This window comes from Legionella brunensis (assembly GCF_001467025.1).
In the GTDB taxonomy this organism is placed as follows: Bacteria; Pseudomonadota; Gammaproteobacteria; order Legionellales; family Legionellaceae; genus Tatlockia; species Tatlockia brunensis.
On record NZ_LNXV01000013.1, the window covers coordinates 1 to 13,299 of the forward strand.

Genomic DNA, 13,299 nt, shown 5'->3' on the forward strand with positions numbered 1-13,299 from the left:
TTTTTATTCTTACTCATGGGCACCTCTTTTAAGTGTTGAAATTATAACAAGTTAAAAGAGATGACACAGTTATTTAAACACTACCGAAAGGAATTAAAGATAATTCCAAAGATTTTCATCGAAGGACTACTGCGCCTTATTATTTTGAATTAATGAGAAATATGGGTGTTTAATCCATTAAATCACGGCTGTCTAAATGCAGCCGTGATTATATGTTAAATGTACAATCTTGTTAGCTCTTTCTTTATTTCAGCAAGAAATTTTTCCATTTCCCTTATTCAGCTCTACGACAGCCATGTTTATAGGCATTCATCTTACTTTTTTCTTTTCCTTCAGGGATTGTTGCGCCAGTTGACTGATTCCATGGTTTCCATTGATGAATCAATTTTGATTGGCGTTCCCTGCGTTGTTGTGTCCATCCATTGCTCATGTTTTTTCATCTCCAATAGTTCGTTTGTAGATTTTATTTCTTTTTCTTCTTTTTTTGTGGCTAAAAAAGCGGGAATCTCATTGTTTACCTGTTGATTAACTGCATTATTCTGCTGCTTAATAAAGGTTGTACGTCGAGGATGTTTTAACTCTGCTAAAGCTATTAAGGTTTTTCTGGATTGATTCTGTGCACTTAAAGCGAGGTCTGCTATGGCTTGTATCTGATTTATCATTCTGAGATTGCGTAACTCTCTCAAGTTCTTGTAGAAGAAATATTCTAGAGTTTTAGCTTGAGTCATAAGCATTCCTTCGATTTCACCTAGATTATTAGTTTTTACTAAGCGAGCACTATCAGCCATTTCGCGCATAATTGTAACTTCATCTAAATCATCACCGTTAAGCTGGTTTATAGCTATTGCTGAACTTGTGAAAGTATTGAGGTTAATTTCAGCTCTAATAATTTTTCTTTTTTCTTCCTTGGGGTCGCTTTTTGGAGAATTAAGGTCGTCGGTTTTTTTATTCATGTCATAATCATTTATGAATTATTTGGTCAATTAGGTTGTTATGTTTTCTTTATGGATGATATTTGGTTTAACTTAATAGGAATCCCACAAAAACTTTTATTTTTTACTTAAGGTTTAATTTATTTCATATTGATTTTTTTATTGATCAAACTGCTAACAAAAACAGGTGGCTTTGTAGGATATGTCGAAAAAAATCCATTGTATCGACATAAAATCTAGATATGTCGATGGTATAAACATATACTCAAAATATGTCGAAAATTCACGGTTTTTTAAGCATGAGCTGCAATCCTAGTCAACCTTATAATGATTTGCCTTATCTGCCACCAAAAACAGAAATTGAAAATATTCAAATATTAAAAGCTTGTATCCCTGCTAGAACAGCTTTAGCAGAGCTTAAACAAGCGGGTGAATTACTGCCTAACCAGGGCTTATTAATTAATGCATTACCCTTATTAGAGGCAAAAGATAGCTCAGAAATTGAAAATATTGTTACTACAACTGACAGATTATTTCAATTTGCTCAAGAAGATACTCATGCTGATTCTGCTACAAAAGAAGCGTTACGGTATCGTACGGCTCTCTATCAAGGATTTATAAAATTAAAAGAGCGCCCACTAAGCGTTGCAACTGTTATCGCGGTATGTTCTACCATCAAAAATACAGAAATGAATATAAGACGTATACCGGGAACTACAATTACTAATTCAAGCAGTGGCGAAATAGTTTATACACCACCTGTTGGAGAAACGGTTATTCGTAATCTACTTTCAAACTGGGAGCAATTTATTCATAGCGAAGATGATACGGATCCTCTCATACGTATGGCAGTAGCTCATTACCAATTTGAAGCAATTCACCCGTTTGTAGATGGAAATGGGCGAACAGGGCGAATAATAAACATTCTCTTTTTAATAGAAAAAGGATTGCTTTCACTGCCTATTCTATACCTTAGTCATTATATCGTCAGACATAAAAAGGAGTACTATCGGTGCCTCGATGCTGTAACAAAAAGAAATGAATGGCAGGAATGGATTCTTTATATACTAGAGGCAGTTACTAAAACAGCTCAGCTAACTTACCATAAAATAAACACCATTAAGCAACTTATAGAGCATACAGCAAGTTTTGTTCGCCAACAGTTACCCCGTATCTATAGTTATGAATTAATTAGCCTTATTTTTGAACAGCCTTATTGTCGCATTCAAAATCTTATTGAGACAGGGATAGCGCATCGTCAAACCGCGTCTACCTACTTAAAGAAACTAGCTGAAATTGGTGTTCTTCGTGAAATTTCTAAAGGTAAAGAAAAATTATTTGTACATCCTAAGTTAATGCAATTACTGACTAATGATAAGAACCAGTTTGAGGAATATAGTTCTATTTAGAAAACGTTCCCGCAAACGTTCCTCTAAGATCCTGGCAATTGGTGACGAATGATGAAGTCTGATAAAGCAATATTTTTAATAAAATCCATAATGGATATGGCTTATAATTTATATAAATGAATTATGATGAATAACGATGAATTCCTATGAAGAAAGTATATGGCTCGATTCGTAATCAAATAGGTCCGCGGTTCGATTCCGCGCAACGGCATTGTGGAATCAATGGGTTAAAGAGAATTTTTGAAATAAAAGCGTGGTTGAGTGGCACTGCAGTGGCAAGAAAGAGCAACAAAACTGATCATGAAAATTTCTCAAAGTAAAAACGCTTGTAGCTAAGTCTAGGATGCCATGCTGATTTTAATCCTTCTCTTTTTTCATCAGGCAAAGCACACATAATATTAACAACTAAATTACCGGTACAATAAAGCCAAGTTGCTAAGGTAGCCTCATTACTTGCTTTGTTAATTAATACATGAGCATCACAATTCTCGGCGATTGTGTTAGTTTGTTTTTGATATTTAAAAGATAAGTAGATATTGGGATGAATTCTCTGGTTAAGAATAGCTTTAGAAAAGGGTTTTTATGTCAATTGGTATTTTGTTTTTTAGTTTAAATTCACTTTCTATTATTTGGCACCCGAATAATTTTATAAAAAACAAGTGTACATTTCGCATTTCGTAAGAAGTGTTGTAGGGAAAAATTTTATTGAGTCTAATGTATTGATTTTTTAATGAGTTAATGGGAATTAACGATTTTAATTTTTGGGAGAAATTTTCCCAGGCTTTATCATGTTTTTGAGTTTTAGAGGATTACAAATCGTGACATATTGTATGTTGATATTTTAGAATATCAGCGTCTAAACTTCCTACACTCTTATTTTTACTTAGAAACTTTTTTCCATTTTTAAGCTCCTTCATTTCGCTTATATAGATTGGCTAGCAAGTGTTTCAATCACTTTGGGATGTGTGTGTCCTCCAGTTGGGGTGCTACCTACACTAAAGGCTAGATAGCGTCCATTGGAGTAATGATTAGTATAGCTTCAGCCATGATAGACCAACAGGAATTACCAGTACAAAGAAATAATAATCTTATCGGTTTGGTATCCATCAGCCACAACATCCAGTTGTTTTTATATCACAGCAGGAGGTTACTGCGCTTTTTTCTGGTATGCAACAAGAACTTTCTGTTGCTTTTCCACCAGAAAAAAATTGGGCATCTTCCATAGTATGATAGGCTTCCCATGCAATTCCATTCGGGTCATTAACCCATGATTTCTCTGATTTGGCGTAGCAACAAGTTGTTTCACCATCGCTATGGGTTGAAATATTGGCTTCTGAAAATTGTTTTCTTAATGTCTCTAACAAATCAGCATAAGCATGATCGCTCAGCCATTTCAATCGGTTGACAAACTCATCACGGAAATAACCAAGATGTGCTATGGGACCACCAAAGCTAATACATCCTAGTTTAAGAAAAATTAAAAAAATTTCTGATATTGCTCGTTGGTCATTTCTATACTTTTGCTTAATCAATGGTTTCACCACTAGGAGCTTACCCACTATTGTGGTGATGCTCGTTTAAAATAATTAAATCTTAAAAAAAGTTTATAATAAACATATCATTAAATGATGAGCTTGCACAGAAACTCTCCTCCATACCAACTCGGGTTTCGCCATTTACGCCGTGTGCAAGCTGAGCTGGCAAGCTTTCACACTGATTTGGCTTACTGTTCATAAAATTCGATGAATGAGCTAACTGATTGGTGGATAGAATGGTTGTTTTTTAATAATTGCCATAAATATAGGGATAAATCCTATGTTACAACAAAATGAAGTGGTAGTTCGACTTGGTTTTTTCTTTGGTATATTGCTTCTCATGTTTATTTGGGAACTATTCGCGCCTAAGAGACAATTATCAGTTTCAAAAACCAAACGTTGGATAAGTAATTTATCCATTGTTGTCATTGACTCTGCTGTCACTCGACTATTGTTCCCGGCGGCCGCTGTTGGGGTAGCAATCTATGCCCAACAAAATAACATGGGTTTATTTAACCATATGTTACATTTAAATTATTGGCTGACGGTCATTTTCTCGGTCATCATTTTGGATTTTGCGATTTATTTACAACATGTGATGTTTCATGCGATTCCTCTATTTTGGCGTGTTCATAGAATGCATCATGTCGATTTGGATTTTGATGTAACGACTGGTATTCGATTCCATCCCATTGAGATTATATTATCTTTGTTTATTAAATTTTGCGTCATTATTTTACTGGGTGCACCAGCATTGGGTGTTTTGATTTTTGAAGTGTTATTAAATGCTTCCAGCATGTTTAATCATGGTAATATACGCATACCTTTTGTCTTGGATAAAATCATCCGATGGATAGTGGTAACCCCAGATATGCATCGTATTCATCACTCTGACATTCCTAACGAGACAAACAGTAATTTTGGTTTTAATTTTTCTATTTGGGATCGAGTTTTTGGAACATATACAGATCAACCTCGTTTAGGTCACGAAAAAATGACGATAGGGATCAAAGCAATTCGTGAATGTAAGTACTGCATAAACTTATTAGGGATGTTATGGATACCGTTTATTAGAGAAAATCGGGAATATCCCATAAATAGAAAAAATGCAGTCGCTAAGGATGATTAAAGCAGGAAATAAACGATGCTTTATTTATTTTTTTGCAACGTAAATAATATCCATTATGGTTAGTAAATTGGAAAATGATCAAATCCAGTAATAAAAATGGCATTACGTATTACATGAGGCGGTGATAGAAAGCGATGTGGCTTCATGCTAATGATTATTTTAAAAGGATTGTAGTTGTTTTTCACAATAATGTAGAAATGGGATTGCAAAAATTATATGGGAATTTGATAAAAAGATTCTCCAGCAACCATTTTAATTAGAGTTTTAGTGAGCTTTGTATTTCTTCCAGAGTGAATGCAAAAATTGATATTCTCGGCTATATTGGGTAGTGGACGATTTACCCCGATTGGAATTCTCTACCCCGATATTATGGGGCCTTTTGTGGGGATAACAGAAATAACTTGCGGTTTGTTAATTCTATTGGGTTTATTCACTCGACTTGTCGCTATTCCTCTAATTATTATCATGATAGTTGCCCATTATCTCCACTAAAAACCTATTCTGCTAGGACACGACTGGTGGTTGTTTCATGTCGCCAAATTCACAAGATACGGTTTTTGGAGCATGATGCATGAAATCCGTACAGATATGTGTATGCTTTTTGCTTCTATTTACTTGTTGATTAGAGGTGGAGCTACATGGTCAGTTGATGCATGGATTTCAGGTTATATTGATAAAAGCCATAAGTTTGTCTGAGAAAGAGTACTCTCATATATCAGAATATGCTTGTAGGCAAATAAATATATATACTAAGCCGCTTAAATCTACTGAATAATAATCACTGATAAAAAGATCCCTAACAAAAGCCTCGAAATCAAAAGCAGATCAAACTATCTAGCATTTGATGAGCATATCTCTCTGGCAAAATTAACCTCAGAATCATAACAACCTTGGTAACAGTCCTCTAGCAAAAGTGGGTTGGGCCTTGGCCGAACAAACTGTTTCATGATTTACGAATGCTGCAGATTGATTGCACGAGGAATGAATGTTGGGCCTATGCCTGCTGTTTTGACGTAAGATTTGGGTATAAATCACTTAAAAATGGGCATCTATGGTATTAATAAGAATTTTTAGCGAAATTAAAAGAGGAATCAATAATATGAACACCCATCAATTTAGCCAATCACTAGAATGGGCTATAAATTATTTAACCACTAATGGGATTTCTATTCTTAATCAAAAAAGAATCATTCAAACCTCTTATTCTGAAGTCCATAAAATCGAAACATCGAGCGGAAACATTTTTTACTTAAAACAAGTGCCAGAAGCATTGTTTTTAGAACCTCTGATGCTAGCCTTCCTTCACGAGCAGGGTTGCCACAATACTCCTAAGCTTGTAAATAAAAATAATAATCTAAATTGCTTTATCATGACCTCTTGTGGCGACTTTTCATTACGCTCTCTTTTCAAAGGACAAATTGATGATCTCGATTTGCTCAAGCAAGGAATTATAAATTACACAAAAATTCAACGTTGTTTAGAGAATAAAACGCAGCAATTACTTAATATTGGCATTCTTGATTGGCGTCTTAATCAATTTGCTTCACTTTATTATCAGCTTTTAGAACAAGAGCAGTTATTAATCGATGACGGTTTATCAAAAAAAGAAATAGTCCAGTTACATCAACTATATCCAGTATGTGCCAAATTGTGCTCTAATTTATCAGAATACAAAGTTCCTGAAACAATAAATCATTGTGATTTTCATGAAAACAATATGTTATTTGACCCAAAAACAGGGGCTATCAATATTATTGATTGGGGTGAGGTAGTGCTTACCCATCCTTTTTTGTCACTAAGTGGTTGTTTGTGGAATATTACTTATTTCAATAAAATCACGCCGACAGAGCTTGATGAATTAAAGTTACAATGTATCACTCCCTGGCTTGAACTTTATAATGCCGATATTTTGATTCGTTTACTCAATATAGCAATTCAGCTAAATGGAATTTATGCAGCATTGACATATGAGCAAATGTATCGCGCTACTCAAAATAAGGCCAAGTCAGTGCAGCAAGAACATAAAGGCTCAATAGCAGGCTGCTTAAGGACATTTTATAATAGTGTAAATAGTACTCAGCAAGTGTAGGTTGGGCCTTGGCCCAACAAAGCAGCTCATAATTTACAAGTTACAAGCTATCACAGATTGATTGTGGAAATAATTGCACAAATAATGGATATTGGACCAGGGCTCGACCTGCAGTGCGCCTTATTAAGTTGAAGTTATATAGTCATTAACCACTTCATTAATAATCTGCCTTGAACGTTCTACTTCGTCAGGATTAGTACCCGATAAACCTGCACAGACGATTAATGCTTTCCAGAGTGTCCAACCGCGAGCACGTGCCCATGTAGCAGGATCAAATTTTAGCGTTTGTCGAAATGTTTCCCGGCTTTTTCCTTTAAAAAATGTCCAGGCAATTGCTAAATCGCAGGCTGGATCTCCAATACCTAGTTGTCCGAAATCAATCACCGCACTTAGCTGGCCATCGTTTACTAATAAGTTTCCTGTTGCGATGTCGCCATGAATCCACACAGGAGGATTTTGCCAAGTGGAGGCACGTGCGGCATTCCATATTGCTGTTGCGGACTTAGTATTAATCTTATTACCAAGCACTCTGATTGCTTCTAGAGTCTCTTCCTCATAGACTGCAAGGTCTCCTCCACGATAAAAATTGTGCTCTCCTGCTAGTGGTCCACCCGTGGCATCGCATTGCTGTAAGGCTATTAAAAATTCAGCTAATGTAGTAGCAAACTGACTTAAATCTTTTATGCGATCTATTGATGCTGTATTCCCCTCAAGCCATTTATAAACAGACCAATGCCATGGATACTCTTTACTGGGCTTGCCCATTGCTAACGGGGTAGGGATTAATAATGGTAGAAAAGGTGCTAATTTAGGTAACCAATGTTGCTCCTTTTCTACTTGTCCTGAATACTCTGCATTGGAGGGTAAACGTACCGTCATGTGTTCACCTAGATGAAAGGTTCTATTGTCCCATCCACTAAATTCGACCGGTTTAATCGTTAGATTTGCCCACTCTGGAAATTGGTTACTGATAAGCTGATATACAAGCGGAATATCAATGTGAATAGTATCGTGGGAGTTCATAAGTACCTTCTGGAGCAAAATTTCTCCTATAAAGTACCATGCATTGAATTCAATGTATTTTAAAATTTGTTCATAATTATTTGGTAGGGAGTGAGTATGTAGCTTGTTGTCTTTGATAACGCTTCGCTGCATCAAGGCTAAACGTGCTGATTACTAAAACGTCTTTTATTAATCATAATTATGCTATATCGTGATTAATAAATAATGAGATTATTCATTAATTGGATTACAGACACTTATGATAGAGAATTGAATTGTGATAGCTGAACCTGCAACAGAAAATGACAATCTGAATAAAGAAATTATCCAATGGGGTTGCAAATACCTTTTGTCTCAAGGGTATACCCTAAAAAGCAACTCTCCAGAAAATGTGCAGGATACACCTTGGTCTTATGTGGTGCGCTTTGAAACGTCCGATGGTTATATTTATTTGAAGTACACGCCAGAGAAGCTTGCATTAGAGCCTATCATTACTCAAATTCTGCATGACCAATTTCATGCTTCTGTTCCAAAAGTCATTGCTCATAATATTGAATTACATTGTTTTTTAATGAAAGACGCGGGCAGGCCATTAAGAGGACTTTTGAAAAAACAATTTCAGGCAGCTTTGTTTTGCAAAGCAATATATCAGTTCACATCGATGCAGGTAGCCGTTGCAGACCATGTCAATATTTTTCTTGATATTGGTGTTCCTGATTGGCGATTAGATAAATTACCAAATTTATATAAACAATTGCTTTTACAAAAAGACATATTAATAGCAGACGGACTGTTAGAAATAGAAGTGAGCGAGTTAGAGGCTCTGCTTCCAAAAGTTTCCTATCTATGTAAAAAATTATCCAACTACGCTATTAAAGAAACACTTGTTCAATGTGATTTTCATGATAATAACCTACTTATCAACAATATGACGCAAGAAATTAGGAACATTGATCTAGGTGAAATAGTGATCGCTCATCCCTTTTTCTCATTGGTAGGATGTTTACGGCAAGCAAAATTCCATCATGCATTGACGGATGAAGATGGTTCATATCTGCAGCTTAAACATACTTGTTTTAAAAATTATTTGACTTTCGAGTCTGAAAGCCATTTATTAGATGCTTTTGCAATGGCAGAGCTATTATGGTTTATTTATGAATCATTGGCTCAACACAGATTAATGCTTGCCTGTGACAAAGCACGGTTTATGTCATTTCAACGACATGGAAAGCTTAGTGGTCGGCTGAAAGAATTTATGGCCGCTTGTGGCTAAACTTGTGTAGACTTTTTGCAAAAGGTTACGAAAGCTCTTAAGGAATTTATGTTTCAAGCAGTCATTTTTGATTTTGATGGGGTGATTCTAGACAGTGAGCCACTTCATTTTAAAGCCTGTTCTTATGTTTTTAAAAAACTTGGATTGGCGCTAAGTTATGATGAATATGTAGAAAAATATCTTGGTTTCTCTGATAAAGAAATGTTTCCCAAATTTTTTTCTGAAAGGGGATGTAGTTTTTCATTGGATAAAATTAAGGATTTAATTCGTGAAAAAACTGTGCGGTATCAGGAAATAATTAAACAATGTGATGATTTACCTATGATTGATTCTGTTGATCAATGCATCGTGAATATTTCTAAAAAAATTCCAAAAATTGCGATTTGCTCCGGTTCCACTCGAAATGAAATAGGGGTCGTGCTTGCAAAATTAAAGCAAGGTAGATTACAAGCCTATTTTGATACGATTGTAACTGCAGAAGATGTACAAAGGGGTAAACCATCACCTGACGGTTATTTACTAACAGCACAGCGACTAAATGTTTTGCCTAATCAATGTTTAGTCATAGAGGACACACCCCATGGGGTAGAGGCTGCGAAAGCTGCCGGCATGTATGTTGTTGCTCTACTAACCAGCTATACAAAGAATCAACTTCAAAATGCTGATAAGATAATCAATAATTTTAGCCAATTAATATTGGAAGAAAATAAGCTCGCGACTGAGAATTAAACGAAGCTCGAATAGAGTTTGCAAATATGGCGGGTAATTATTGTATAATCGCCTCTGCTTCGACTTCTACTAAACACTCTCCTAAAAGCTTAGCTTGCACTAAGGTATTTACAGGTCTGATGAACTTAAATTTATCCCCGTGAACCTTAGCAACAATTTCCCAATCGTTAATGTTATTGATGTAAATTCTTGTACGTACCACGTTGTTTAACGTACCGCCTAGAGCAATAATTGATTGCTCAATCCTATCTAAAATAAAATCCATTTGTTTTTTAGGCTCATTTTTACCAATTATACCATTTGGTCCTGTTGCTGTTGTTCCTGCAACATAAATATGATTTCCCACTCGTAATGCGCGTGAAAACCCTGCTATTTCTTCCCATAAAGTTCCGGTTGAGTAGGTCTGCTTATTAAGGTCCATATGAAAATTTTTGTTAAGGATAATCGAATATGTGAATAAAAAATTTAAGCATTGCTGTTTGCAGCAACAGGAAGCAATGCTTTGTCAAAACAATACTGAACACCATCAAGAAATTCAAGGGGTTAAAACCAATATCGCTATAAGGGACTCATCAACATAAGCTGGGGCTTAGATTAGACTAATAAACCACTTGCTATACTTATCAAGCAGTGAGTGATTTCTAAAGCTTTTAGAAAAAAGGATGTTGATCATGAAAGTTGTAATTTTTTCAGCAGGACGCCATTACGAAGATTGGTATTCAATGCCATTAGAAGGAAAGCTTAACAAACTAAAAGAAATCATCGATGGTCAATTCAAAAATAACAATGAATTTAATACGTTGGTCTCAGAAAATGAGGGAAAATTATCTGGTATTTTTGTTATGCCGGAATATGCATTGAACCAAATCAACGAAGACTTCGAAGTTGAGCCATTAACCAAGAGTCAGATTAAACAAATCGAAACTTTCATAAAAAATGAATGCTCTATGGATGGATTATTAATCGTCCCTGGAACAGGGCTTTATCAAAAATCCTTTACGGATGATAAACGAAGCCATGTAAAGTCAAAATGGGAAGCATTTCGAGATGAGCATTTACACCTTTATCATGGGGATAACCGAGAAGTTATGAGGCAGATGCTAGAAAAAGAAGTGGGGGATGTTAACACGACAGGAGAAACTTCCTATAGGCGTAATGTCATAATAGCTATGAATGAAGGCAAAAAATATTCTTTAAGAAAAATTGATAGTGTAACCGATACAAAAGAGGGAACCGTTTTTATCCCAGGAATAAAGACGCCATCTTTTCAATGCATGGACAAAGAAGTGGCGTTATACATCTGCAATGATGTGGCGCAAGGATTCATTCTCCAAAAAGATGCAGAAATCAATATTGTTGTTTCAGATGCGATTAATTTATTGGAAATAAAGGAAGATGAAGAGAAGGATAATAAAACTTATTTACCTAAAACGATGATTATTCATGCCTGCACAAAGCCCTTACAGTGTGGGGTAATGTTAAATGGAGAAATGCAACCATTAGGAAACACTGATGAAACTTCATTTGGTGAAATTTCAACTTATCATGTCGAGTTGCCCAGTTATTCTCTAGGCAACTATGTTTAGTCATGAACTGTAGGACAATTTAAAATTTAATTAGTGTAATTGGTTAAGTGAGTTATTCCTGGGAGTAATATGCAGAATTGAATCGTCATCATCTTTTTTAACAAATTCAAGTTCGTAATTCGCAACAAATTTAGCGATAGCTATTTTAAATAAAATTTCTGTGACTGCAAATGCAGGACAATTTCGTTGACCTACTGAAAAGGGAACAAATGGAAATTGACCTATGGTCTGAGTATTAATTTTTAAATTTGTGTTCTCCTCTTTAGCTAGCTCCTCTGGTTGGGGTTGTAAAAAACGTGTGGGGTCAAACTCTTCAGGGTTAGTCCAATATTGTTTACCCTTAGCTAGAGGATGCAAATCAAAGATAACCATAGTATTGGCCGGGATATTCATTGAGCCTGATGAATATCCCACTTGGGTATATCTGGGTACCGCAATTGGTGCGTCAAACCGCACTGATTCCTTATAAAATGCATCTAATATAGGTAAAGACTTAAGGGCTCTTATATCTAAGCCTTCGCTTATGACTAAGTCAGATTTATCAATTTCATCCCGAAGGATTTCAAGTTTTTTGGGATCGGATGCGATTTGTATGAGGCATAGTGTAATCGCATCGGTTAGATTGTCTGCAGCTTTTAGTATCATTGGAAGCGATTGTACAATGGGATTTTCAAAATATCTTCTAATCTCTGTTTTAGATAACGATTTTAAAGCAGCTGACAGTGCTTCATCTGTAAGGTCTGGGTTTTCGTCCTTAAATATACTAACTACAGAAGCCGCAATTAAATTAACATTTCCGGGATTTTCATTTGTTTGAAGGACTTGAACCAGTTTTTCAAATTCTTGCTCTAAAATACCTTTTGAAAAGGTTTTATATGCCTGTCTTTTTTGTCTTAGACTTGGCATAAAATTAAGTAATTCCGGGAAAGGGAAAGCACCCCAACGCTTTACATCATTTCTATAAGCATCCATCACATCATAAGTATTATTTGGTAATTGTTTGATGCCTAACATATTTTCTACCATAACAGCTCGAACAATACCGCAGATAGTACGTCGAATTTGGACATTAGTATCTGAATTTAAACTGTTCTCTATTTCTGTAATTGTGGGATTGGCAAGTCTTGACGGTGTAAGGAAACGAGACAGATTTTTTCTTGATGACAGCGCAGCATGACCTGTATCCGAAATAATGAAAAATTCGTTACCAGAAAAAAATTTAAAAGAGGCGTGTCCTTTTCGGCCAGACGTTTCTTTGTCAAATTGATTAAGTAATTCAACAAGTTGTGATTGAGATTGTGGTGTAATAACCGCATAGTTTCCACCTAGATATCCCAAGCTTACAACGCTATAACCGCTTTCTCTGCTTCGCGCTGCAGAGGTTAATGTTTGGATCATTAATTTAGGATCATGAATAAATTCTCTTGTGTAGCCAAATCCTAACCTTTCTACTTGACGCAAAAGCCCCATCGCAGCTTCATAAGCTTGATTGGAGTAATACCGAATACCTAGTGCTATTGAACTTTCGAATAAGTCACCAAACATAATTTTCTCAAAGTAATATTAATCAATTTGGCGAATTTTAAATCATGAACTATTGAGTGTAAACGTTGTT

General features: G+C 35.5%; 13 protein-coding genes and 1 pseudogene. 8 read left to right on the forward strand and 6 right to left on the reverse strand.

The features are described 5' to 3' along the window. Positions 1-332: 332 nt before the first annotated feature. Complete coding sequence (locus Lbru_RS07995) at positions 333-953, reverse strand: hypothetical protein (RefSeq protein ID WP_058441674.1); 621 nt, start codon at positions 951-953, stop codon at positions 333-335. Positions 954-1,231: 278 nt separating this feature from the next. Here Lbru_RS07995 and fic point away from each other — a divergent pair, with 278 nt between their 5' ends. Next, on the forward strand, positions 1,232-2,341 hold the full coding sequence (gene fic / locus Lbru_RS08000; RefSeq protein WP_058441729.1) for a protein adenylyltransferase Fic: 1,110 nt from the start codon (positions 1,232-1,234) through the stop codon (positions 2,339-2,341). A gap of 1,106 nt (positions 2,342-3,447) precedes the next feature. On the opposite strand, the gene Lbru_RS18125 is transcribed toward fic, so the two are convergent. Beyond that, positions 3,448-3,873, reverse strand: a complete 426-nt coding sequence (locus tag Lbru_RS18125) for a chromate transporter (protein WP_131793588.1) — start codon at positions 3,871-3,873, stop codon at positions 3,448-3,450. 283 nt (positions 3,874-4,156) lie between these two features. On the opposite strand from Lbru_RS18125, the gene Lbru_RS08010 reads away from it, so the two are divergent. Together Lbru_RS08010 and Lbru_RS18070 are read left to right on the forward strand one after the other, a co-directional pair. Continuing rightward, entirely contained in the window at positions 4,157-5,005 is an 849-nt protein-coding gene (locus Lbru_RS08010; RefSeq protein ID WP_058441675.1) for a sterol desaturase family protein, read from the forward strand. Positions 5,006-5,299: 294 nt separating this feature from the next. Beyond that, positions 5,300-5,497 (forward strand): DoxX family protein, encoded by a 198-nt coding sequence (locus tag Lbru_RS18070; RefSeq protein WP_202967545.1) that lies wholly within the window; start codon positions 5,300-5,302, stop codon positions 5,495-5,497. 216 nt (positions 5,498-5,713) lie between these two features. Here the strand turns inward: Lbru_RS18070 and Lbru_RS17775 are convergent. Further along, a pseudogene (locus tag Lbru_RS17775) lies at positions 5,714-5,916 on the reverse strand (hypothetical protein); the annotation flags it as partial. Between the two features lie 188 nt (positions 5,917-6,104). Between Lbru_RS17775 and Lbru_RS08015 the strand changes: the two are divergent. Then, positions 6,105-7,094: a phosphotransferase family protein gene (locus Lbru_RS08015; protein WP_058441676.1), complete on the forward strand. Its 990-nt coding sequence runs from the start codon at positions 6,105-6,107 to the stop codon at positions 7,092-7,094. A gap of 123 nt (positions 7,095-7,217) precedes the next feature. Here the strand turns inward: Lbru_RS08015 and Lbru_RS08020 are convergent, their stop codons facing one another. Further along, entirely contained in the window at positions 7,218-8,117 is a 900-nt protein-coding gene (locus Lbru_RS08020) for an aminoglycoside phosphotransferase family protein (RefSeq protein WP_058441677.1), read from the reverse strand. Positions 8,118-8,373: 256 nt separating this feature from the next. Here Lbru_RS08020 and Lbru_RS08025 point away from each other — a divergent pair, with 256 nt between their 5' ends. Then, entirely contained in the window at positions 8,374-9,369 is a 996-nt protein-coding gene (locus Lbru_RS08025) for an aminoglycoside phosphotransferase family protein (protein WP_238583851.1), read from the forward strand. A gap of 48 nt (positions 9,370-9,417) precedes the next feature. Then, positions 9,418-10,098, forward strand: coding sequence for an HAD family hydrolase (locus tag Lbru_RS08030; protein ID WP_058441678.1), 681 nt, complete (start codon positions 9,418-9,420; stop codon positions 10,096-10,098). Positions 10,099-10,135: 37 nt separating this feature from the next. Here Lbru_RS08030 and Lbru_RS08035 read toward each other — a convergent pair whose 3' ends face one another. Then, a complete protein-coding gene (locus Lbru_RS08035) occupies positions 10,136-10,519 on the reverse strand; it encodes a RidA family protein (protein ID WP_058441679.1) in 384 nt (127 codons plus the stop codon). A 31-nt stretch (positions 10,520-10,550) separates the two neighbouring features. Here Lbru_RS08035 and Lbru_RS17920 point away from each other — a divergent pair, with 31 nt between their 5' ends. Together Lbru_RS17920 and Lbru_RS08040 are read left to right on the forward strand one after the other, a co-directional pair. After that, positions 10,551-10,679, forward strand: coding sequence for a hypothetical protein (locus tag Lbru_RS17920; RefSeq protein ID WP_274519601.1), 129 nt, complete (start codon positions 10,551-10,553; stop codon positions 10,677-10,679). A gap of 90 nt (positions 10,680-10,769) precedes the next feature. Then, the gene (locus Lbru_RS08040) at positions 10,770-11,684 is read left to right on the forward strand and encodes a hypothetical protein (RefSeq protein WP_058441680.1); all 915 of its coding nucleotides are present in this window, start codon (positions 10,770-10,772) and stop codon (positions 11,682-11,684) included. 30 nt (positions 11,685-11,714) lie between these two features. Here Lbru_RS08040 and Lbru_RS08045 read toward each other — a convergent pair whose 3' ends face one another. Then, positions 11,715-13,229, reverse strand: a complete 1,515-nt coding sequence (locus Lbru_RS08045) for a cytochrome P450 (protein WP_058441681.1) — start codon at positions 13,227-13,229, stop codon at positions 11,715-11,717. Positions 13,230-13,299: the final 70 nt, after the last annotated feature.